Genomic DNA, 20,179 nt, shown 5'->3' on the forward strand with positions numbered 1-20,179 from the left:
TTAACAATGTTATCAGGGCAAACACCAGCCCGGAACTGGAACACGCGTCGCACTGAAAAAGCGCGCCGCCTGGCTTCCGTCCCGGTGCAGGGCAAGGTACTGCCAACAGGCGACCTTGTCGCCATGCTGGAAAAACTGATCGCCCCAGGCGACAAAGTCGTACTGGAAGGGAATAACCAGAAACAGGCAGATTTTCTTTCACGATCCCTCGCCGAAGTGAACCCGCAAATCGTTCACGACCTGCATATGATTATGCCGAGCGTGGGCCGCAGCGAGCACCTGGATATTTTTGAAAAGGGTATCGCCCGCAAACTCGATTTCTCCTTCTCTGGTACCCAAAGCCTGCGTATTTCGCAGCTGCTGGAAGACGGGCAACTGGAGATTGGTGCCATCCACACCTACATCGAACTCTACTCCCGCCTGTATGTGGATCTGTCGCCAAACGTGGCGCTGATTGCCGGTTTTAAAGCGGACCGTAAAGGTAACCTCTATACCGGTGCCAGCACCGAGGATACCCCGGCGCTGGTCGAAGCCGCCGCCTTCCACGACGGCATCGTCATCGCCCAGGTGAACGAGCTGGTGGACGACGAGTGCGATCTGCCGCGCGTGGATATCCCCGGCTCCTGGATCGATTTCGTGGTAGTGGCGGACAAGCCGTTCTTTATCGAACCGCTGTTCACCCGTGACCCGCGCCTGATCAAACAGGAACATATCCTGATGGCGATGATGGCCATCAAAGGCATCTATGCGGAACACCAGGTTCAGTCGCTGAACCACGGTATCGGCTTCAACACTGCCGCCATTGAACTGCTGCTGCCGACCTACGGCGAACAGCTCGGCCTGAAAGGCAAAATCTGTAAACACTGGACGCTGAACCCGCATCCAACGCTGATCCCCGCCATTGAAAGCGGCTGGGTCGAAAGCGTGCACTGCTTCGGCGGCGAGCTGGGGATGGAGGAGTATATCCGTGCCCGTCCGGACGTGTTCTTTACCGGTGCCGACGGCTCCATGCGTTCTAACCGCGCCTTCTGTCAGCTGGCAGGTCAGTACGCGGTGGATATGTTTATCGGCTCGACGCTGCAGGTGGATGGCTATGCCAACTCCTCAACCGTGACCCGCGGCCGTCTCTCCGGCTTCGGTGGGGCACCCAACATGGGCCACGACCCGCACGGTCGTCGTCATGCCACCCCGGCCTGGCTGAACATGATCACCGAGCCTGACCCAATGCAGCGCGGTAAAAAGCTGGTGGTGCAGATGGTGGAAACCTTCCAGGCGGGCGTGAAGCCAACCTTCGTGGAAAAACTCGACGCCGTCGAGGTGGCGAAAGCCTCCGGTATGCCGCTGGCCCCGGTCATGATTTACGGCGATGACGTCACCCACGTGCTGACGGAAGAGGGGATTGCTTACCTCTACCGGGCGAAAGATCTGGAAGAGCGCCGGGCCATGGTCGCGGCCGTTGCCGGGATCACCGATATCGGTCTGGGTGTGGACGCAAAACGCGTCGTCGAGCTGCGCCAGAGTGGCAAAGTGCTCTACCCGGAAGATATGGGCATTCGCCGCACCGACGCCACCCGCTCTCTACTGGCGGCAGGCAGCGTGTCTGACCTGGTTGAATGGTCAGGCGGTCTGTACAACCCACCTGCGAAATTCCGGAGCTGGTAATGAAACTTCTGCCCCAGATTCAGGTTGAAGGCGGTGCCGAATGGCTGGCGCGAACCGCCACGCAGTGTCTGATTGACGAAGCGCGACTGAGCCCGAAACCCGGTCTGGTGGACAGTCGGGGGAACGGCGCGCACCAGGATCTGTCGCTCGCGCTGATGGAGCGTTCGGCGCACAGCCTGACCCCCACGTTTCAGGCGCTGGCGCTGCAAAGCTGGCAGCGTCCGGCCGATATCTCGCTACGGCAAACCGTAGGTCGGCTGGGGCGCGAAGGCGAGCAGCAGATGATGGCCGCCACCGGCGGGGTGAATACCCACCGGGGCGCTATCTGGGCGCTGGGATTGTTGGTCAGCGCCGTGGCGATGCTCGGCGGCAGTGCCAGAGCCCGGACGGTAGCCGATACCGCCGCGCAGCTGGCGAAACTGCCGGATGACGCCGCGCCGAAAGTATTCAGTAAAGGGCTGCGCGCCACCCACCGTTATCAGGTGCCCGGCGCGCGCGAAGAGGCGCAGCAGGCGTTTCCGCACATTATGCAGCGGGCGCTGCCGCAGCTTCGTCTGAGCCGTCTTAACGGCAGTGGCGAAGCCCATGCCCGGCTTGATGCGCTGATGGCGATCATGACCTCGTTAACCGATACCTGCGTGCTCTCGCGCGCCGGGATGGAGGGGTTAGACGCCATGCAGGACGGGGCCCGGGCGGTATTGGCCGCCGGCGGCACCGCACAGCCTGAGGGGCAACGCGCGCTCGCGTTATTAGATAAACAGATGCTCTTGCTCAATGCCTCTCCGGGCGGCGCGGCTGATCTGCTGGCCGCCACGCTGTTCCTTGACCGCATAGAGACGCCTTATTTAGCGAATTAAGAGGATGTTATGGAAAAAATTACCTTAACTCTGCCCGCCAGCCGTGCCCTGAACGGCAAAGCGCTGGCAGGCGTTGTGGGCTCCGGGGATATGGAGGTGTTATTTACCGCCGACCAGGGCCAGACATTAACTATCGAGATCACCACCTCTGTCGATAACAGCCGTGGCCGCTGGGATGCGCTGTTCAACAGACTGCAGACCGTCAGCAGCCTGCCGGCGGGCAAGCTAACCATTCACGACTTTGGCGCCACGCCGGGCGTGGCACGCATTCGTATCGAACAGGTCTTTGAGGGGGTGAGCCATGCGTGATGACAGCAGCTTTATCGAATTAAAAGCGCGCCAGCGGGCGCAGGCCCTGCTCGACGAGGGCAGCTTCCGCGAACTGCTGGATCCGTTTGAAGGGATCATGTCTCCGTGGCTGGGGCCGCAGGGCATCGTCCCGCAGGCCGATGACGGCATGGTGGTGGCGAAAGGCACCATCAACGGCAAACCTGCGGTGGTGGTGGCGATAGAAGGCGCGTTCCAGGGCGGCAGCATGGGCGAAGTGTCCGGTGCCAAAATGGCGGCGGCGCTGGAACTGGCGGCAGAAGATAACCGCAACGGCATTCCAACCCAGGCGGTACTGAGCCTTGAAACCGGCGGCGTGCGTCTGCAGGAGGCGAATCTTGGCCTGGCGGCGATTGCCGATATCCACGCGGCGATTGTCGATCTGCGCCGCTATACCCCGGTGGTCGGGATTGTTGCCGGGACCGTGGGCTGCTTCGGCGGGATGTCCATCGCGGCGGCGCTGTGCAGCTACCTGATTGTCACCCGCGAAGCGCGTCTGGGCCTCAACGGCCCGCAGGTTATCGAGCAGGAAGCGGGGATTGAAGAGTACGACTCCCGCGACCGGCCGTTCATCTGGAGCATGACCGGGGGCGAAATTCGCTACGAAAGCGGGCTGGTGGATGCCCTGGTGGGCGACGGCGTGAACGCGGTGAAAGCGGCAATGAACGACGCGATTGCCAAAGGCGTGCCGGCAAAACATCGCACTGACAATTACGACTGGTATCTCGAACGCCTGTCCCAGTTTGACACCCGCAAACAGGCGGATACCGAACAGATTCACGCGCTCTTTGCCCGGGAGGTGAAATGATGAGTACTTCAATTAGCCGTGGTGAGCTCTGGCTGGAAACCCTGGCCCCGAATGCCAAACGTCTGGAAGGGCTCTGCCCGTCGGTTCAGGCGGCAGATGGCGAGCTGAATGGCGAAGCGGTGCGCTTTGTCGCGGTGGTGCCAGATGCCAACAATCACTACCCGCGTGCCGCACGTGGCGAGGTCGGTCTGCTGGAAGGCTGGACCCTGGCCAAAGTGGTGAGTGAAACCGTCGCGGCCGATGCTGATAAAGCGGTTAAGCGCCCGATTGTGGCGGTGATCGACGTCCCGAGCCAGGCCTATGGCCGTCGCGAAGAGGGATTTGGTATTCATCAGGCGCTGGCCGGTGCCGCAGCAGCCTATGCGAATGCCCGTCTGGCGGGCCATCCGGTGATTGGTCTTATCGTCGGGAAAGCGATGTCCGGGGCGTTTCTGGCCCATGGCTATCAGGCCAACCGGCTGATCGCCTTTAACGACCCGGGCGTGTTGATCCACGCGATGGGCAAAGAGTCAGCCGCGCGCATCACGCTGCGTACCGTGGAGGCTCTGGAAAAACTGGCGGCAACCATCCCGCCAATGGCGTATGACATCAGTAACTACGCCACGCTGGGGCTGCTGGAAAACCTGCTGGATATCAGCAATCCGGACGCACCTTCATCTCTCGATCTGGCGCTGGTGAAGACCACCTTACAACAGGCCATTGATGACGCTCGCCGGGATCCGACGCTGAAAAGCCGTCTGGGTGCCGACAATCGCCACAGCTCTGCTCTTGTACGCGAACGTATGCGAGCCAGCTGGTAACACCAAAAAGAAAAGACCTGCCAGATGCCTGCCCCGTGGGCGCACCCGTTGCGCCCATGCAGGAGCCTGCATCCTGAAAATAATAACCATCGCGTCAGTGCTTAAACTTCTTTTTTTACAGGTGATTTATGACTTATGTGATTGTTCATGCCCTTGCCCCCATTTTTGTCATCATGCTGCTCGGTTTCTGGGCCGGTAAAGCCAAAATGGTAGATAACAAAAATGTGTCTCTGCTTAATATCTTCGTGATGGATTTTGCACTGCCCGCTGCGCTGTTCAGCGCCACGGTGCAAACGTCCTGGTCAGGTATTATCGCCCAGTCGCCGCTGATCCTGGTTCTGACCCTCGCGATGTGGATCACCTATGCGGCTATCTATTTCCTCGCCACTAAGGTCTTTAAAAAGTCGCCGCAGGATGCCGCCGTGCTGACCCTGACCGTGGCGCTGCCGAACTATGCCGCGCTGGGTCTGCCGATTCTGGGTAGCGTGCTGGGGGAAGGTTCAGCGACGTCGCTTTCTGTGGCGGTCTCTATCGCCTGTGGTTCCGTGCTGATGACGCCGTTCTGTCTGCTGATTCTGGAGCGCGAAAAAGCGCGTGCGGAAGGGACAAGCAGTGGTTCAACCCTGGCGATGCTGCCGGTGCTGATGTGGCGTTCCATTAAAAAACCGATTGTGATGGGCCCGCTGCTGGGTGTGATTTTGTCCGCTATTGGCATCAAAATGCCGGACCTGGTGCTGGCTTCCATCAAGCCTCTGGGCCTGTCGGCCACTGCGGCGGCGCTGTTCCTGACCGGCGTGATCCTGTCTGCCCGTAAGCTGCAGATCAACACCATGGTGATTAGCGCCACCATCACCAAGCTGCTGATCCAACCGGCGATTGCCTGGGGTATTGTGCTGATCTTCGGTCTGCACGGCTCGGTCGCGATTACCGCTATCCTGATGATTGCCCTGTCCGCCGGTTTCTTTGGCGTCGTGTTTGGTAACCGCTTTGGCGTACAGTCTCCGGATGCGGAAGCGGTGCTGCTGTTAAGCTCCGTCCTGTGTATCCTGTCGCTGCCGCTGTTTATCTCGCTGACTTCAGGAATGTAATCATGACCACAACATTACGCCCGCACGACTTAATCTGGCTGACCACCCGGGATGCGCTCGAGGCGATCCACGAGCCCTGGGTGGATACGGCCTGGCACACCGGGCTACCGGTGGTGGTGCGGCGTGATGTTGATGGTAACGGGCGTATTCCGGTAGGGGTACGCGGCCTGAGACGCGATCAACGCGCGGCGGGCTGGGTTAACCCCGACCAGATTGCCCGTATCGTCTCCCCCGAACAGCTGAGCGCAGAAGCGAGTCTGCTGCGCTCGCCCTTTATCACTCAGCCACCGGTTCAGGTGGCGGTACAGCTCTCCCGCACACCCTGGCCATGGACCTGGGGCATTACCGGCAGCACCGGCTATGCGCTGGCGACTGGCATTGCGGTGATCCACGCCGACAGCGATCTCGATCTGCTGATCCGCGCGCCGCAGCCTCTCTCTCCTGATGTTTTGCAGGCCTGGCAGTCGCACCTTGAAGGCGCGCTGTGCCGGGCCGATACCCAGGTCGAGACGCCGCTGGGTGGATTTGCGCTCAACGAATGGCTACGTGATGGGAAAACGTTACTGAAAACCGACCGGGGGCCGCGCCTGACGGCGAACCCCTGGGCATGGGAGGAACAATGAAGATCCTGTTTACCTTTCCGGGGCAGGGGACGCAACATCCCGGTATGCTGCACAACCTGCCGGGAACCGAGCTGGCTCAGGCGCGTGAAGTGCTGGGTGCCAGCGAGGTGGACGCGCTCGACTCCCCGGCGGCGCTGCAGCACACCCGCGCGGTGCAGCTCGCACTGCTGATCGCCGGCGTCGCCTGGGCGCGTGAGCTGGAGCGTCGCGGTGTGGCACCGGATATCGTCAGCGGCCTCTCTATCGGGGCCTATCCTGCGGCGGTGCTCTCCGGGGCGCTCGACTTCTCTGATGCCCTGACGCTGGTGGCCCTGCGCGGCGATCTGATGGAGCAGGCGTATCCGCACGGCTACGGCCTGACGGCGATCATGGGCTTAACGCTTGCGCAGGTGGAAACCCTGATGGAAGGCACCGGCACCTATATTGCCAACCTGAATGCCGAGACGCAGATAGTGATCGCCGGTGCCGATGACGGCATGGCGGAAGTGGCGGCACGCGCGCTGGCGAAAGGGGCCAATAAAGCCCGCCGTCTGACGGTCAGCGTTCCGTCGCACTGCGAACTGCTGGCGGAACCGGCGCAAAAACTGGTCGAGGCCTTCAGCCGGGTTACGCTCTCTCGCCCCCGCTGCGCCTACCTGAGCGGCAGCACCGGGCGCGTGCTCTGGCAGCCTGAGAAAATTGCCGACGATCTGGCCATGAACATGGCCCGGACGGTGCGCTGGCAGGAGGCGGTGGTTGCCGCTAACGAGCGTGAAGCGCGGCTGGCAATTGAGATGCCGCCCGGCGGGGTGCTTACCTGCCTGACGCGTCAGGCGGCCTGGGAAGGCGAGGCGGTTTCACTGGAGCGCAGCGGCGTGGACGTCGCAGTGCATCTTGCCCGGCGCATTAAGGCGTAGCGTTCTGCTCAAGGCGGCGGGCGTACATGCGGCCTTCCGCCGCCAGCGCCCGCAGGCTCGGATCCTGCTCGCGGTTGCGGGCAAAGACGATGGCGATCAGCTGCTGCATTTGATACGGCTGGGCCAGTTTTAACAGCTGCACCGAGTTTTCATACACCTTCTTCATCCTGCCCGGCATCAGCGTAAAGCCGACACCCGCCTGCACCAGGCTCAGCATCGAGAAAATGTCGTTGACCCGGGTGACAATCTCCGGCTCGAATCCGGCGATATGAAACGCCTCCTGAAAGCCCGCGTAGGTGGCGAAGCCCTCGGCCAGCGCGACAAACTTCTGGTCTTTGTAGTCGCGTAAATCCGCCAGCTCGCTGGTATTGAGCTGCGCCGAGGCCGGGGCGGCAAGACAGATATCATCGTGGAACAGGGGCAGCACTTCGAGGTTGTTGCGGTCAATCTCGCTTTCGGAGATAGAGATGAGAATGGCATCCAGCGAGCCTTCATCCAGCATGTGCAGCAGGGTCTCGTTGGATCCCATGGTGAGATCCATCTCCAGATCCGGGCGGCGCAGTTTCATCCCCATGATTAACTGCGGCACCGTCTCAAGCGTCAGCGAGTAGAGCGTCCCCACCCGCAGACGGCCCTGGCCGATGCCCGCAATTTTACGCGCCTCTTCCAGCCCGCGCTCCATCACCTGCATCACCTCCTGACAGTACTCAAGCAGCGTCCAGGCGGCGGGCAGGGCGATCAGATTGCGGCCTTTATGGGTGAACAGCGGGCAGCGGACGTTCTCTTCCAGGGTGTGCAGGGCGCGATGGACGCTGACCCCGCTGAGGTTCAGCACCTCAGCGGCGCGGGCGATATTGCCCGTCTCCATAAAGGTCATGAAGATACTCAGTTTGCGGAAGGTAATCTCGCTGGTCAGATCCGGTATCATCGCCCCTCTCCCGGGTTAGTCGCTCTGGAGCATCTCTTCGAGCTGTTCCTGCGCCTCCAGCCAGGCCATTTCGCACTCCTCAAGGCTGGATTTGGTTTTGGCCTGAATCTGCAGGCACTCGGTAAGTTCGGCTTTACGCGTCTGGTCATACAGACCGCTGTCGCCCAGCTTCTCTTCGACGGTGGCCAGCTGCGCGTTGAGCTTCTCCATCTCTTTTTCCAGACGGGTGATCTCTTTACGCAGCGGCTGGGTTTGGGTGCGCAGCTCCGCGTCACGACGCTTCTGATCTTTACGTGCCTGGGCGCTGTTGGCGTTGTCTTTGGCCCCTTCCGCAGGCTGACTCTCCTGCTTCTGCACGTCGCTCAGCCACTGCTGATAATCTTCCAGATCGCCGTCGAAAGGCTCCACTTTGCTGTCATGCACCAGATACAGATTGTCGGTGGTGGATCGCAGCAGGTGACGGTCGTGCGAGACCACCACCAGCGCGCCTTCGAATTCGATTAAGGCTTCGGTCAGGGCCTGGCGCATGTCGAGATCCAGGTGGTTAGTCGGTTCATCGAGCAGCAGCAGGTTCGGGCGCTGCCAGACGATGAGGGCCAGCACCAGGCGCGCTTTTTCGCCGCCGGAGAAGCGCTCGGTCTTCTCGGTCACTTTATCGCCCTGGAAGCCGAAGCCGCCCAGGTAATCCCGCAGCTTCTGCTCCATCTCCTGCGGTGCCAGGCGCGCCAGGTGCTGCAGCGGAGATTCATCAGCGCGTAAAAATTCCAGCTGATGCTGGGCGAAGTAGCCGAGCTTGATGCCCTTCGCCAGACCGATATCGCCGCGGACCGGAGCCAGTTCGCCCGCCAGCAGCTTAATCAGGGTCGATTTACCGGCACCGTTGCGCCCGAGCAGACCAATACGGGAACCGGGGACCAGGTTGAGCTTAATGGAGTCGAGAATGATGCGGTCGCCGTAGCCTGCGCTGACCTTTTCCATCTTAAGCAGCGGATTAGGCAGGCTTTCCGGCGCGCGGAAGCTGAAGTGGAACGGGTTGTCGACGTGTGCCGGGGCAATCATCTCCATCCGTTCCAGCATCTTGATGCGGCTCTGGGCCTGTTTGGCTTTCGAGGCCTTGGCCTTGAAGCGATCGACAAAGCTTTGCAGATGCGCCACGCGCTGCTGCTGGCTTTCGTACATCGCCTGCTGCTGAGAGAGACGCACCGCACGCTGGCGCTCAAAGGAGCTGTAGTTGCCGGTGTATTCGAACATTGATTCCTGTTCGATATGAATAATTTTGTCCACCACCGGATCGAGGAAGTCCCGGTCGTGGGAGATCAGAATCAGAGTGCCCTGATAGCTCTTGAGCCACTTCTCCAGCCAAATAACCGCATCGAGATCGAGGTGGTTCGTGGGTTCATCGAGCAGCAGCAGGTCAGAGCGGCAGATCAGCGCCTGGGCCAGGTTGAGACGCATACGCCAGCCACCGGAGAAGTCGCTGACCGGACGTTCCAGCTGCTCATTGCTGAACCCCAGGCCGTGCAGAAGGGTGGACGCGCGGGAGCGGATGGTCCAGGCGTCGATGGCGTCGAGTTTGCCGTGAACGGTGGCAATCGCGTGACCGTCGTTGCGCTCGTTAGCGGCGTGCAGCTCGGCTTCCAGCTTGCGGTACTCCCGGTCGCCGTCAATAACATAGTCCATCGCCGGTACGCTCAGGGCAGGCGTCTCCTGGTTTACCCAGGCCAGCTGCCAGTTACCCGGGTAAGTAAAATTACCGCCGTCGGCAGTGATCTCGTTTTTCAGCAATGACAGTAACGTAGATTTACCGCAGCCGTTTTTGCCCACCAGGCCCACTTTCTGACCCGGGTTAATGGTGGCTGTAGCGTTGTCCAGCAGGACGCGAACGCCGCGACGAATTTGTAATGAGGAGAAAACAATCATAGAGCGCCGTATGTTCCGACTATGTTAAGTTGTAATTATAATCAGGTTAAAAGTGCCGCCACGCGCCGCGTGGGTGTGCCATGGTAGCCCAAAATAACAGTGATGACGACCCGGGAGAGGAATGATGTCCCAGACAGCAAAAGTGCTGCTGCTGTATGCCCATCCGGAGTCGCAGGACTCGGTCGCCAACCGGGTTTTGCTCCAGCCGGCATTACAGCTCAGTAATGTAACGGTGCACGATCTCTACGCGCACTACCCCGATTTTTTTATCGACATCCCTCATGAGCAGGAATTGCTGCGCCAGCACGACGTCATCGTGTTCCAGCATCCGCTTTACACCTACAGCTGCCCGGCGCTGCTGAAAGAGTGGCTGGACCGCGTGCTGACCCGCGGGTTCGCCAGTGGCCCAGGAGGAAACCAGCTGGCGGGAAAGTACTGGCGGAACGTCATTACCACCGGCGAGCCGGAGAGTGCCTATCGCCACGATGGGCTTAACCGCTACCCGATGAACGATATCCTGCGCCCGTTCGAACTGACGGCGGCCATGTGCCGCATGCACTGGCTGAGTCCGATCGTTATCTACTGGGCGCGTCGGCAGCATCAGAGTGAACTGGCCAGCCATGCTAAAGCCTATGGCGACTGGCTGGCTGCGCCCAGGCTGACGGGAGGCCGCTGATGGAGGGTTCCGATCTGTTGCTGGCCGGGGTGCTGTTTCTGCTCGCCGCCGTGGTGGCGGTGCCACTGGCTGCGCGACTGGGTATTGGCGCGGTGCTCGGCTATCTGCTGGCGGGTATCGCCATCGGCCCCTGGGGGCTGGGATTTATCAGCGATGTGGACGAAATCCTGCACTTCTCGGAGCTGGGCGTCGTCTTTCTGATGTTTATTATCGGCCTCGAGCTGAATCCGGCCAAGCTCTGGCAGCTACGGCGATCCATCTTCGGCGTGGGTGCCGCGCAGGTGATCGGTAGCGCGGTGATCCTCGGTGGCCTGCTGATGCTGGACCATTTCTCATGGCAGGCGGCGGTCGTCGGCGGGATCGGGCTGGCGATGTCTTCCACCGCGATGGCCCTGCAGCTGATGCGCGACAAAGGGATGAACCGTAACGAGGCGGGCCAGCTGGGATTCTCGGTGCTGCTGTTTCAGGATCTGGCGGTGATCCCGGCGCTGGCCCTGGTGCCGCTGCTGGCGGGATCGGGCGAAGAGCATTTCGACTGGATGAAAATCGGCATGAAGGTGCTGGCCTTTGCCGGAATGCTGGTGGGCGGGCGCTATCTGCTGCGTCCGGTGTTCCGCTTTATTGCGGCCTCCGGCGTGCGGGAGGTGTTTACCGCCGCCACGCTGCTGCTGGTGTTGGGCTCGGCGCTGTTTATGGATGCGCTGGGGCTGTCGATGGCGCTGGGGACCTTTATCGCGGGCGTGCTGCTGGCGGAAAGCGAGTACCGGCACGAACTGGAGATTGCTATCGATCCGTTTAAAGGGCTGCTGTTAGGGCTGTTCTTTATCTCGGTCGGTATGGCGTTGAATCTGGGCGTGCTCTATACCCATATTCTGGCCGTGGTGCTGGGCGTGGCGGTGCTGATTGCCGTCAAAATGCTGGTGCTGTACGGGCTGGCACGGGTATACGGCCTGCGTCATCCGGAGCGCGCGCAGCTTGCCGGGGTGCTGAGTCAGGGGGGAGAGTTCGCTTTTGTGCTCTTCTCCACAGCATCGTCCCAGAGATTGTTCCAGCATGATCAGATGGCGCTGCTGCTGGTGACCGTCACGCTGTCGATGATGACCACGCCGCTGCTGATGAAGCTGATTGATAAACGCCTGGCACGGCGTATTAATGCGGCTGACGATGAGCATGAAGCGCCCTGGGTGGACGATGATAAGCCGCAGGTGATCGTGGTGGGCTTCGGGCGTTTTGGGCAGGTCATTGGCCGTCTGCTGATGGCGAACAAAAAGCGTGTGACGGTGCTGGAGCGCGATATCAGCGCGGTTAACCTGATGCGAAAATATGGCTACAAGGTGTATTACGGTGATGCCACCCAGGTGGAACTGTTACGTTCCGCAGGGGCAGAGGCGGCGGAGTCGATTGTCATCACCTGTAATGAGCCGGAAGACACCATGAAGCTGGTGCAGATCTGCCAGCAGCATTTTCCGCATCTGCATATCCTGGCGCGAGCGCGCGGGCGTGTAGAAGCCCATGAACTGCTTCAGGCCGGGGTGAAGCAATTTACCCGCGAGACCTTCTCCAGTGCGCTGGAGCTGGGACGTAAGACGTTAGTGACGCTGGGGATGCATCCGCATCAGGCCCAGCGCGCGCAGTTACACTTTCGCCGTCTGGATATGATGATGCTGCGTGAGTTAATGCCGGTGCATACCGATACGGTGCAAATTTCCCGGGTGCGGGAAGCGCGCCGGGAGCTGGAAGAGATCTTCCAGCGCGAGATGCAGCAGGAGCGTCGGCAGCTGGATGGCTGGGATGAATTTGAATAACGAGGTAGAGAATGGCGGTACGTAAACGCTTTATCGCCGGTGCGAAATGCCCGGCCTGTCAGGCGCAGGACTCTCTGGCCATGTGGCGGGAGAACAATATTGATATTGTTGAATGTGTTAAGTGCGGACACCAGATGCGTGAAGCAGACAAAGAGGTTCGCGAGCATGTTCGCAAAGAAGAGCAAGTGATCGGGATTTTTCATCCGGACTAGCGATATGCCCTGAGTTTTTTTAAGCTAAAGGGTACACGGGTGCAGATTTCCGTTACAATCTGCGCCAGCAATTTTCCCACGCTCAGGAGATATCATGAAAGTAGCAAAAGACCTGGTGGTCAGCCTGGCCTATCAGGTACGTACAGAAGACGGTGTGTTGGTTGATGAGTCTCCGGTGAGTGCGCCGCTGGACTACCTGCACGGTCACGGTTCCCTGATCTCGGGTCTGGAAAACGCCCTGAACGGTCACGAAGTTGGCGACAAATTTGACGTAGACGTTGCCTCTAACGACGCATACGGTCAGTACGATGACAACCTGGTGCAGCGCGTTCCTAAAGACGTGTTCATGGGCGTTGACGAACTGCAGGTTGGCATGCGTTTCCTGGCTGAAACTGACCAGGGTCCGGTTCCAGTAGAAATCACTGAAGTTGAAGATGACCACGTTGTGGTTGATGGTAACCACATGCTGGCTGGCCAGAACCTCAAGTTCAACGTTGAAGTTGTTGCCATCCGCGAAGCCACTGAAGAAGAGCTGGCTCACGGCCACGTTCACGGTGCGCACGGCCATGACCACGATCACGGTCACGACGGTTGCTGCGGTGGTCACGGCCACGATCACGACCATGGTCACGACCACGGTAAAGGCGGTTGCGGTAATGGCGGCTGCGGTTGCCACTAAGCTTCAGGCTCAAAAAAAGCGGGAATATCCCGCTTTTTTTACGTCTCAATAATGGGGCGGCGGCGTCTCTTCCGACTGCGACGCAATGTGCGATGCTTGCGACGCTTTCACTTTTTCGGTTAACAGACGCAGTAGATCCCTCAGTTTTGCCATTTCCAGTTCGTGGGCCGTCACGGTCTGGTTCAGCTCATCGATGGTGATCTCCTGAAAAGCCAGGCGGCTTTCAAGCTCAGCCAGTCGTGCTTCCATATCTGTATTCTGCATGATTCACCTCGTTGGTCTTGTTTACCCCTTACGGGGCTGGCGGCGGCGGATTTTACCCGAGATTATCCGCGCGCGCAGTAAACATCCCATTGCTGCGAAACTAATTTAAACAAAAATAGTCTGAAATGTGGTGCTAATCAGGGGTGTCTACCTGTAGATTTGTTCCTCAACGTTTTATAGTACGCTTCTCATTTACGCTTAATACGGGGTGAGAGTCCCCGGCCCTGGAGAAATGGATGAAATCACTGTTTAAAGTAACGCTGCTGGCGACCACGATGGCCGTCGCTCTGCATGCGCCGCTGACTTTCGCTGCCGATGCAGCAAAGCCTGCTGCGACTGCTGACAGTACTGCGGCGTTCAAAAATGACGACCAGAAGTCAGCCTACGCGCTGGGCGCATCTCTGGGCCGTTACATGGAAAACTCTCTGAAAGAGCAAGAAAAACTGGGCATCAAGCTGGATCAGACTCAGCTGATCGCCGGTGTTCAGGATGCGTTTGCTGATAAGAGTAAACTGTCTGACCAGGAAATTGAGCAAACTCTGCAGGCTTTCGAAGCGCGCGTGAAAGGCGCAGCGCAGGAGAAGATGGAGAAAGACGCGGCTGAAAACGAAACGAAAGGTAAAACCTACCGTGAAGCTTTCGCTAAAGAGAAAGGCGCGAAAACCTCTCCTACTGGCCTGGTCTATAAAATCGAGAAAGAAGGTACCGGCGACGCACCGAAAGACAGCGATACCGTTGTGGTTAACTACAAAGGTACCCTGACCGACGGTAAAGAGTTCGATAACTCTTACACCCGTGGTGAGCCGCTCTCCTTCCGTCTGGACGGTGTTATCCCTGGCTGGACTGAAGGCCTGAAGAACATCAAGAAAGGCGGTAAAATCAAGCTGGTCATCCCACCGGATCTGGCCTACGGCAAAACTGGCGTCCCGGGTATCCCGGCTAACTCCACGCTGGTATTCGATGTAGAGCTGCTGGACATTAAGCCAGCGCCGAAAGCGGATGCCAAGCCTGACGCTAAGCCAGAAGCGCCAGCAGAAGCCACCAAGAAGTAAATCGGTAACAACCGCCGCTCCTGAAGCGGCGGTTTTTTTATTATGGTGCAGATATAATTAACACTGGAAGCGCTACCTACGCTGTATTAATTTAGTTGCCCGTGTAAATAATGAGCCTGCCCTGAAAACCTACCGACAGGCTCCTGAAAAGGAGTGTTTTTTTCATGACCAGGTCGCTTTTAACCAACGAAACCAGCGAACTTGACCTGCTGGATCAACGTCCTTTCGATCAGACCGATTTCGATATTCTGAAATCCTACGAGGCGGTAGTGGACGGGTTAGCGATGCTCATTGGGTCCCACTGCGAAATCGTATTGCACTCCCTGCAAGATCTGAAATGTTCTGCCATCCGCATTGCCAATGGTGAGCATACTGGCCGTAAAATTGGCTCGCCAATCACCGACCTTGCACTGCGTATGCTGCACGACATGACCGGCGCGGACAGCAGCGTCTCAAAATGTTATTTCACCCGCGCCAAGAGCGGTGTCCTGATGAAGTCCGTGACGATTGCCATCCGCAACCGCGATCATCGGGTGATTGGTCTGCTGTGCATCAACATGAACCTCGATGTGCCGTTCTCCCAAATCATGAACACCTTTATTCCACCAGAAACGCCGGATGTCGGATCCTCCGTTAACTTCGCCTCCTCGGTTGAAGACCTCGTCACCCAGACGTTGGAATTCACCATCGAAGAGGTCAATGCCGATCGCAATGTGTCTAACAATGCCAAGAATCGCCAGATCGTGCTTAACCTCTATGAAAAAGGCATTTTCGATATCAAAGATGCGATTAACCAGGTGGCCGACCGTCTGAATATCTCGAAACACACGGTGTATCTCTATATCCGTCAGTTCAAAAGCGGCGATTTCCTGGGACACGAGAAGTAATGCGTTTCGCATTAATGGTGACAGGCCCGGCTTACGGTACCCAGCAGGCCAGCAGTGCGTTGCAGTTTGCGCGTGCACTGCTGGAGGCAGGACACGAGCTGGTTAGCGTCTTTTTTTATCGGGAAGGTGTGTATAACGCCAACCTGCTGACGTCTCCCGCCTCTGATGAGTTTGACCTGGTGCGCGCGTGGCAAGCGCTACATGAGCAGCACGGGGTTGAACTGCACATCTGTGTGGCGGCGGCGCTACGTCGCGGCGTGAGCGATGCGAATGAAGCCCAGCGCCTGGGTCTGCCCGCTGCCAATCTTAATGACGGCTTTTCACTCAGCGGCCTCGGTGCGCTGGCACAAGCCGCATTAACCTGCGATCGAATGGTGCAATTCTGATGAACCGCGTGGCTTTTGTCTTTACCTCTGCTCCCCATGGCAGTGCCGCCGGAAGGGAAGGGCTGGATGCGCTCCTGGCGACCTCTGCGCTGACGGAAGAGATCGGTGTTTTCTTCATTGGCGACGGTGTGTTTCAACTGCTTGCCGGTCAGCAGCCGCAGGTGGTGCTGGCGCGCGACTACATCGCGACCTTTAAAGTCCTGCCGCTGTATGACATCGAGACGTTTTACGTCTGTGCCGCCTCCCTGCAGGCGCGCGGTCTGAGTGAAAACACGCCCCTGGTGCTCGACGCCACCCTGGTTGCGCCGGAGGTGTTGCGTGAGCATCTCTCCCACTTCGACACCATCCTGACTTTCTGAGGCCGTCATGCTCCATACTCTGAGCCGCTCCCCGTGGCAATGCGACATCGAAAGCCTGCTAAGCATGGTGCGTGAAGGCGATGCGCTGCTGCTTATCCAGGATGGCGTTCTGGCGGCGGTAGAAGGCAGCCGCTTTGTTGATATTCTCAGTAATGCCCCCATCTCTGTCTCTGCGCTTAAAGATGACATCGATGCCCGCGGTCTTGCTGGTCAAATTTCAGCCAAAATTAACGTGGTTAGCTATACTGATTTCGTTAATCTGGCCGTCCAGCACACTGGTCACATGAACTGGTGATACGAGATCGCTGTATATTTCTTGACACCTTTTCGACGTAGCCCTAAAATTTCGCGTCCTCATATTGTATGAGGGCGTTTTATTACGTGTTTACGAAGCAAAAGCTAAAACCAGGAGCTATTTAATGGCAACAGTTAACCAGCTGGTACGCAAACCACGCGCTCGCAAAGTTGCAAAAAGCAACGTGCCTGCGCTGGAAGCCTGCCCGCAGAAACGTGGCGTATGTACTCGTGTATATACCACCACTCCTAAGAAACCAAACTCCGCACTGCGTAAAGTATGCCGTGTGCGTTTAACTAACGGTTTTGAAGTGACTTCCTACATCGGTGGTGAAGGTCACAACCTGCAGGAACACTCCGTGATCCTGATCCGTGGCGGTCGTGTAAAAGACCTTCCGGGTGTTCGTTACCACACCGTTCGTGGTGCGCTTGACTGCTCCGGCGTTAAAGACCGTAAGCAATCTCGCTCCAAGTATGGCGTGAAACGTCCTAAGGCTTAATGGTTCTCCGTTAAGTAAGGCCAAACTGATTTATCTTAATGTCATACTAAACTCTTAGAGTTTTGGACAATCCTGAATTAACAACGGAGTATTCCCATGCCACGTCGTCGCGTCATTGGTCAGCGTAAAATTCTTCCAGATCCGAAATTCGGATCAGAACTGCTGGCAAAATTTGTAAATATCCTGATGGTAGATGGTAAAAAATCTACTGCAGAAGCCATCGTATACAGCGCGCTTGAGACCCTGGCTCAGCGTTCTGGTAAAAATGAACTGGAAGCTTTCGAAGTCGCTCTCGACAACGTTCGCCCAACTGTAGAAGTTAAGTCCCGCCGCGTTGGTGGTTCTACTTATCAGGTTCCAGTTGAAGTTCGTCCGGTTCGTCGTAATGCTCTGGCAATGCGTTGGATCGTTGAAGCTGCTCGTAAACGCGGTGATAAATCCATGGCTCTGCGTCTGGCGAACGAACTTTCTGATGCTGCAGACAACAAAGGTACTGCAGTTAAGAAACGTGAAGACGTTCACCGTATGGCAGAAGCCAACAAGGCGTTCGCACACTACCGTTGGTAATCCCTTCGGAGTATTAGTCACCAGGCGGGCGCTTCAGCGAAGCAGCCCGCTTTGGGTTACTTAACTGAACGCCTAAAAAGATAAACGAGGAATCAAATGGCTCGTACAACACCCATCGCACGCTACCGTAACATTGGTATCAGTGCGCACATCGACGCCGGTAAAACCACTACCACCGAACGTATTCTGTTCTACACCGGTGTAAACCATAAAATCGGTGAAGTTCATGACGGCGCCGCTACCATGGACTGGATGGAGCAGGAGCAGGAGCGTGGTATTACCATCACCTCCGCAGCGACTACTGCATTCTGGTCTGGTATGGCTAAGCAGTATGAACCGCATCGCGTAAACATCATCGACACCCCAGGGCACGTTGACTTCACCATCGAAGTAGAACGTTCCATGCGTGTTCTTGATGGTGCGGTAATGGTTTACTGCGCAGTTGGTGGTGTTCAGCCGCAGTCTGAAACCGTATGGCGTCAGGCAAACAAATACAAAGTTCCACGCATCGCGTTCGTTAACAAAATGGACCGTATGGGTGCTAACTTCCTGAAAGTTGTTGGTCAGATCAAATCCCGTCTGGGCGCGAACCCTGTTCCGCTGCAGCTGGCAATTGGTGCTGAAGAAGGCTTCACCGGCGTTATCGACCTGGTGAAAATGAAAGCCATCAACTGGAACGATGCAGATCAGGGCGTTACCTTCGAATACGAAGATATCCCTGCTGACATGCAGGATCTGGCTGACGAATGGCACCAGAACCTGATCGAATCTGCAGCAGAAGCTTCAGAAGACCTGATGGAGAAATACCTGGGTGGTGAAGAACTGACTGAAGAAGAGATCAAGAAAGCTCTGCGTCAGCGCGTTCTGAACAACGAAATCATCCTGGTAACCTGTGGTTCTGCGTTCAAGAACAAAGGTGTTCAGGCGATGCTGGATGCGGTAGTTGACTACCTGCCATCCCCGGTAGACGTTCCTGCGATCAACGGTATCCTGGACGACGGTAAAGACACGCCGGCTGAGCGTCACGCAAGTGATGAAGAGCCGTTTGCTGCTCTGGCGTTCAAAATCGCTACCGACCCGTTCGTAGGTAACCTGACGTTCTTCCGCGTGTACTCTGGTGTGGTTAACTCCGGTGACACCATCCTGAACTCCGTGAAAGCTGCACGTGAGCGTTTCGGTCGTATCGTACAGATGCACGCGAACAAACGTGAAGAGATCAAAGAAGTTCGTGCGGGCGACATCGCTGCTGCTATCGGTCTGAAAGACGTGACTACTGGTGACACCCTGTGTAACCCAGATCACCCAATCATTCTGGAGCGCATGGAGTTCCCTGAGCCGGTAATCTCTATCGCCGTTGAACCAAAAACCAAAGCTGACCAGGAAAAAATGGGTCTGGCTCTGGGCCGTCTGGCTAAAGAAGACCCATCATTCCGCGTATGGACTGATGAAGAATCTAACCAGACCATCATCGCTGGTATGGGTGAACTGCACCTCGACATCATCGTTGACCGTATGCGTCGTGAATTCAACGTTGAAGCTAACGTAGGTAAACCTCAGGTTGCTTACCGCGAAGCGATTCGTCAGAAAGTTTCCGATGTTGAAGGTAAACACGCTAAGCAGTCTGGTGGTCGTGGTCAGTATGGTCACGTTGTGATCGACATGTACCCACTGGAGCCGGGCTCTAACCCTAAAGGTTACGAGTTCATCAACGACATTAAAGGTGGTGTGATTCCTGGCGAATACATCCCTGCCGTTGATAAAGGCATCCAGGAGCAGCTGAAGTCTGGTCCACTGGCTGGTTACCCGGTAGTAGACATGGGTGTTCGTCTGCACTTCGGTTCTTACCATGACGTTGACTCCTCTGAACTGGCGTTTAAACTGGCTGCTTCTATCGCCTTTAAAGAAGGCTTTAAGAAAGCGAAACCAGTTCTGCTTGAGCCGATCATGAAGGTTGAAGTAGAAACTCCTGAAGAGAACACCGGTGATGTTATCGGTGACTTGAGCCGTCGTCGCGGTATGCTGCGTGGTCAGGAATCTGAAGTAACTGGCGTTAAGATCCACGCTGAAGTTCCGCTGTCTGAAATGTTCGGATATGCAACTCAGCTGCGTTCTCTGACCAAAGGTCGTGCATCATACACCATGGAATTCCTGAAGTATGATGATGCGCCGAACAACGTTGCTCAGGCCGTAATTGAAGCCCGTGGTAAATAATCCACAGGATTAAAACCTAAGTCCCGTGCTCTCTCCAAAGGGGAGAGCACTATAGTAAGGAATATAGCCGTGTCTAAAGAAAAATTTGAACGTACAAAACCGCACGTCAACGTTGGTACTATCGGCCACGTTGACCACGGTAAAACTACCCTGACTGCTGCAATCACTACCGTTCTGGCTAAAACCTACGGTGGTTCTGCTCGTGCATTCGACCAGATCGATAACGCACCAGAAGAAAAAGCTCGTGGTATCACCATCAACACTTCCCACGTTGAATATGACACCCCGACTCGCCACTACGCACACGTAGACTGCCCGGGCCACGCCGACTATGTTAAAAACATGATCACCGGTGCTGCGCAGATGGACGGCGCGATC

24 protein-coding genes are annotated in these 20,179 nt (G+C 57.3%); 21 read left to right on the forward strand and 3 right to left on the reverse strand.

The window, feature by feature from the left end:
• The first annotated feature begins 6 nt into the window (after window positions 1-6).
• The 8 genes from mdcA (at window position 7) to mdcH (ending at window position 7,061) form a co-directional block, all read left to right on the forward strand.
• On the forward strand, window positions 7-1,662 hold the full coding sequence (mdcA, locus tag WFO70_RS20610) for a malonate decarboxylase subunit alpha (RefSeq protein WP_337018905.1): 1,656 nt from the start codon (window positions 7-9) through the stop codon (window positions 1,660-1,662).
• Complete coding sequence (locus WFO70_RS20615) at window positions 1,662-2,519, forward strand: triphosphoribosyl-dephospho-CoA synthase (protein WP_337018907.1); 858 nt, start codon at window positions 1,662-1,664, stop codon at window positions 2,517-2,519. The genes mdcA and WFO70_RS20615 overlap by 1 nt, the downstream gene beginning before the upstream one ends.
• A gap of 9 nt (window positions 2,520-2,528) precedes the next feature.
• Window positions 2,529-2,828 carry a malonate decarboxylase acyl carrier protein gene (gene mdcC / locus WFO70_RS20620; RefSeq protein ID WP_337018909.1) on the forward strand — a complete coding sequence of 100 codons (300 nt, stop codon included), beginning with the start codon at window positions 2,529-2,531 and terminating at the stop codon, window positions 2,826-2,828.
• Window positions 2,821-3,654, forward strand: a complete 834-nt coding sequence (locus WFO70_RS20625) for a biotin-independent malonate decarboxylase subunit beta (RefSeq protein ID WP_337018911.1) — start codon at window positions 2,821-2,823, stop codon at window positions 3,652-3,654. The genes mdcC and WFO70_RS20625 overlap by 8 nt, the downstream gene beginning before the upstream one ends.
• Window positions 3,654-4,454 carry a biotin-independent malonate decarboxylase subunit gamma gene (gene mdcE / locus WFO70_RS20630; protein WP_337018913.1) on the forward strand — a complete coding sequence of 267 codons (801 nt, stop codon included), beginning with the start codon at window positions 3,654-3,656 and terminating at the stop codon, window positions 4,452-4,454. The genes WFO70_RS20625 and mdcE overlap by 1 nt, the downstream gene beginning before the upstream one ends.
• 128 nt (window positions 4,455-4,582) lie before the next feature.
• The gene (locus tag WFO70_RS20635; protein WP_337018915.1) at window positions 4,583-5,542 is read left to right on the forward strand and encodes an AEC family transporter; all 960 of its coding nucleotides are present in this window, start codon (window positions 4,583-4,585) and stop codon (window positions 5,540-5,542) included.
• A gap of 2 nt (window positions 5,543-5,544) precedes the next feature.
• Window positions 5,545-6,165, forward strand: coding sequence for a malonate decarboxylase holo-ACP synthase (locus WFO70_RS20640; protein ID WP_337018917.1), 621 nt, complete (start codon window positions 5,545-5,547; stop codon window positions 6,163-6,165).
• On the forward strand, window positions 6,162-7,061 hold the full coding sequence (mdcH, locus tag WFO70_RS20645; protein WP_337018919.1) for a malonate decarboxylase subunit epsilon: 900 nt from the start codon (window positions 6,162-6,164) through the stop codon (window positions 7,059-7,061). Before WFO70_RS20640 ends, mdcH begins: the two co-directional genes overlap by 4 nt.
• Here the strand turns inward: mdcH and WFO70_RS20650 are convergent.
• Window positions 7,051-7,989 (reverse strand): LysR substrate-binding domain-containing protein, encoded by a 939-nt coding sequence (locus tag WFO70_RS20650; protein WP_337018920.1) that lies wholly within the window; start codon window positions 7,987-7,989, stop codon window positions 7,051-7,053. The genes mdcH and WFO70_RS20650 overlap by 11 nt on opposite strands.
• A 15-nt stretch (window positions 7,990-8,004) precedes the next feature.
• The gene (locus WFO70_RS20655) at window positions 8,005-9,909 is read right to left on the reverse strand and encodes an ABC transporter ATP-binding protein (RefSeq protein ID WP_337018922.1); all 1,905 of its coding nucleotides are present in this window, start codon (window positions 9,907-9,909) and stop codon (window positions 8,005-8,007) included.
• 124 nt (window positions 9,910-10,033) lie between these two features.
• Here WFO70_RS20655 and kefG point away from each other — a divergent pair, with 124 nt between their 5' ends.
• The 4 genes from kefG to slyD all read left to right on the forward strand — a co-directional run bounded on the left by kefG (window position 10,034) and on the right by slyD (window position 13,281).
• Window positions 10,034-10,585 carry a glutathione-regulated potassium-efflux system ancillary protein KefG gene (kefG, locus tag WFO70_RS20660; RefSeq protein ID WP_442913410.1) on the forward strand — a complete coding sequence of 184 codons (552 nt, stop codon included), beginning with the start codon at window positions 10,034-10,036 and terminating at the stop codon, window positions 10,583-10,585.
• Window positions 10,585-12,390: a glutathione-regulated potassium-efflux system protein KefB gene (gene kefB / locus WFO70_RS20665; RefSeq protein ID WP_337018926.1), complete on the forward strand. Its 1,806-nt coding sequence runs from the start codon at window positions 10,585-10,587 to the stop codon at window positions 12,388-12,390. Before kefG ends, kefB begins: the two co-directional genes overlap by 1 nt.
• A gap of 11 nt (window positions 12,391-12,401) precedes the next feature.
• Window positions 12,402-12,602 carry a YheV family putative zinc ribbon protein gene (locus WFO70_RS20670; protein ID WP_064327697.1) on the forward strand — a complete coding sequence of 67 codons (201 nt, stop codon included), beginning with the start codon at window positions 12,402-12,404 and terminating at the stop codon, window positions 12,600-12,602.
• Between the two features lie 94 nt (window positions 12,603-12,696).
• Window positions 12,697-13,281 carry a peptidylprolyl isomerase gene (slyD, locus tag WFO70_RS20675; RefSeq protein ID WP_337018929.1) on the forward strand — a complete coding sequence of 195 codons (585 nt, stop codon included), beginning with the start codon at window positions 12,697-12,699 and terminating at the stop codon, window positions 13,279-13,281.
• A 45-nt stretch (window positions 13,282-13,326) separates the two neighbouring features.
• Here the strand turns inward: slyD and WFO70_RS20680 are convergent, their stop codons facing one another.
• Complete coding sequence (locus tag WFO70_RS20680; protein ID WP_142487338.1) at window positions 13,327-13,545, reverse strand: protein SlyX; 219 nt, start codon at window positions 13,543-13,545, stop codon at window positions 13,327-13,329.
• A 236-nt stretch (window positions 13,546-13,781) separates the two neighbouring features.
• Here WFO70_RS20680 and fkpA point away from each other — a divergent pair, with 236 nt between their 5' ends.
• The 9 genes from fkpA to WFO70_RS20725 all read left to right on the forward strand — a co-directional run.
• A complete protein-coding gene (gene fkpA / locus WFO70_RS20685) occupies window positions 13,782-14,597 on the forward strand; it encodes an FKBP-type peptidyl-prolyl cis-trans isomerase (RefSeq protein WP_337018933.1) in 816 nt (271 codons plus the stop codon).
• Window positions 14,598-14,761: 164 nt separating this feature from the next.
• The gene (locus WFO70_RS20690) at window positions 14,762-15,484 is read left to right on the forward strand and encodes a helix-turn-helix transcriptional regulator (RefSeq protein ID WP_032614730.1); all 723 of its coding nucleotides are present in this window, start codon (window positions 14,762-14,764) and stop codon (window positions 15,482-15,484) included.
• Window positions 15,484-15,870: a sulfurtransferase complex subunit TusD gene (tusD, locus tag WFO70_RS20695; protein ID WP_337018935.1), complete on the forward strand. Its 387-nt coding sequence runs from the start codon at window positions 15,484-15,486 to the stop codon at window positions 15,868-15,870. Before WFO70_RS20690 ends, tusD begins: the two co-directional genes overlap by 1 nt.
• Window positions 15,870-16,229 (forward strand): sulfurtransferase complex subunit TusC, encoded by a 360-nt coding sequence (gene tusC / locus WFO70_RS20700; RefSeq protein ID WP_337018937.1) that lies wholly within the window; start codon window positions 15,870-15,872, stop codon window positions 16,227-16,229. The genes tusD and tusC overlap by 1 nt, the downstream gene beginning before the upstream one ends.
• A gap of 7 nt (window positions 16,230-16,236) precedes the next feature.
• Window positions 16,237-16,524: a sulfurtransferase complex subunit TusB gene (tusB, locus tag WFO70_RS20705; protein WP_337018939.1), complete on the forward strand. Its 288-nt coding sequence runs from the start codon at window positions 16,237-16,239 to the stop codon at window positions 16,522-16,524.
• 124 nt (window positions 16,525-16,648) lie between these two features.
• Window positions 16,649-17,023 carry a 30S ribosomal protein S12 gene (rpsL, locus tag WFO70_RS20710; protein ID WP_003023654.1) on the forward strand — a complete coding sequence of 125 codons (375 nt, stop codon included), beginning with the start codon at window positions 16,649-16,651 and terminating at the stop codon, window positions 17,021-17,023.
• 96 nt (window positions 17,024-17,119) lie between these two features.
• On the forward strand, window positions 17,120-17,590 hold the full coding sequence (gene rpsG / locus WFO70_RS20715; RefSeq protein WP_004106370.1) for a 30S ribosomal protein S7: 471 nt from the start codon (window positions 17,120-17,122) through the stop codon (window positions 17,588-17,590).
• A gap of 96 nt (window positions 17,591-17,686) precedes the next feature.
• Window positions 17,687-19,801 carry an elongation factor G gene (gene fusA, locus WFO70_RS20720; RefSeq protein ID WP_337018941.1) on the forward strand — a complete coding sequence of 705 codons (2,115 nt, stop codon included), beginning with the start codon at window positions 17,687-17,689 and terminating at the stop codon, window positions 19,799-19,801.
• A 69-nt stretch (window positions 19,802-19,870) separates the two neighbouring features.
• The coding region (locus WFO70_RS20725) for a GTP-binding protein (protein WP_227537806.1) at window positions 19,871-20,179 on the forward strand (309 nt) is incomplete at its 3' end.

The organism is Leclercia sp. AS011 (assembly GCF_037152535.1).
GTDB lineage: Bacteria > Pseudomonadota > Gammaproteobacteria > Enterobacterales > Enterobacteriaceae > Enterobacter.

What these genes read in the sequence shown, in the direction of transcription:
- fkpA (WP_337018933.1), top strand. Translation starts at nt 13,782, where the DNA reads ATGAAATCACTGTTTAAAGTAACGCTGCTGGCGACCACGATGGCCGTC.
- slyD (WP_337018929.1), top strand. Translation starts at nt 12,697, where the DNA reads ATGAAAGTAGCAAAAGACCTGGTGGTCAGCCTGGCCTATCAGGTACGT.
- WFO70_RS20625 (WP_337018911.1), top strand. Translation starts at nt 2,821, where the DNA reads ATGCGTGATGACAGCAGCTTTATCGAATTAAAAGCGCGCCAGCGGGCG.
- kefG (WP_442913410.1), top strand. Translation starts at nt 10,034, where the DNA reads ATGTCCCAGACAGCAAAAGTGCTGCTGCTGTATGCCCATCCGGAGTCG.
- fusA (WP_337018941.1), top strand. Translation starts at nt 17,687, where the DNA reads ATGGCTCGTACAACACCCATCGCACGCTACCGTAACATTGGTATCAGT.
- tusB (WP_337018939.1), top strand. Translation starts at nt 16,237, where the DNA reads ATGCTCCATACTCTGAGCCGCTCCCCGTGGCAATGCGACATCGAAAGC.
- mdcC (WP_337018909.1), top strand. Translation starts at nt 2,529, where the DNA reads ATGGAAAAAATTACCTTAACTCTGCCCGCCAGCCGTGCCCTGAACGGC.
- tusC (WP_337018937.1), top strand. Translation starts at nt 15,870, where the DNA reads ATGAACCGCGTGGCTTTTGTCTTTACCTCTGCTCCCCATGGCAGTGCC.
- WFO70_RS20615 (WP_337018907.1), top strand. Translation starts at nt 1,662, where the DNA reads ATGAAACTTCTGCCCCAGATTCAGGTTGAAGGCGGTGCCGAATGGCTG.
- WFO70_RS20655 (WP_337018922.1), bottom strand. Translation starts at nt 9,909, where the DNA reads ATGATTGTTTTCTCCTCATTACAAATTCGTCGCGGCGTTCGCGTCCTG.
- WFO70_RS20635 (WP_337018915.1), top strand. Translation starts at nt 4,583, where the DNA reads ATGACTTATGTGATTGTTCATGCCCTTGCCCCCATTTTTGTCATCATG.
- WFO70_RS20640 (WP_337018917.1), top strand. Translation starts at nt 5,545, where the DNA reads ATGACCACAACATTACGCCCGCACGACTTAATCTGGCTGACCACCCGG.
- WFO70_RS20670 (WP_064327697.1), top strand. Translation starts at nt 12,402, where the DNA reads ATGGCGGTACGTAAACGCTTTATCGCCGGTGCGAAATGCCCGGCCTGT.
- WFO70_RS20650 (WP_337018920.1), bottom strand. Translation starts at nt 7,989, where the DNA reads ATGATACCGGATCTGACCAGCGAGATTACCTTCCGCAAACTGAGTATC.
- rpsG (WP_004106370.1), top strand. Translation starts at nt 17,120, where the DNA reads ATGCCACGTCGTCGCGTCATTGGTCAGCGTAAAATTCTTCCAGATCCG.
- mdcE (WP_337018913.1), top strand. Translation starts at nt 3,654, where the DNA reads ATGAGTACTTCAATTAGCCGTGGTGAGCTCTGGCTGGAAACCCTGGCC.
- WFO70_RS20680 (WP_142487338.1), bottom strand. Translation starts at nt 13,545, where the DNA reads ATGCAGAATACAGATATGGAAGCACGACTGGCTGAGCTTGAAAGCCGC.
- WFO70_RS20690 (WP_032614730.1), top strand. Translation starts at nt 14,762, where the DNA reads ATGACCAGGTCGCTTTTAACCAACGAAACCAGCGAACTTGACCTGCTG.
- rpsL (WP_003023654.1), top strand. Translation starts at nt 16,649, where the DNA reads ATGGCAACAGTTAACCAGCTGGTACGCAAACCACGCGCTCGCAAAGTT.
- kefB (WP_337018926.1), top strand. Translation starts at nt 10,585, where the DNA reads ATGGAGGGTTCCGATCTGTTGCTGGCCGGGGTGCTGTTTCTGCTCGCC.
- tusD (WP_337018935.1), top strand. Translation starts at nt 15,484, where the DNA reads ATGCGTTTCGCATTAATGGTGACAGGCCCGGCTTACGGTACCCAGCAG.
- mdcA (WP_337018905.1), top strand. Translation starts at nt 7, where the DNA reads ATGTTATCAGGGCAAACACCAGCCCGGAACTGGAACACGCGTCGCACT.
- mdcH (WP_337018919.1), top strand. Translation starts at nt 6,162, where the DNA reads ATGAAGATCCTGTTTACCTTTCCGGGGCAGGGGACGCAACATCCCGGT.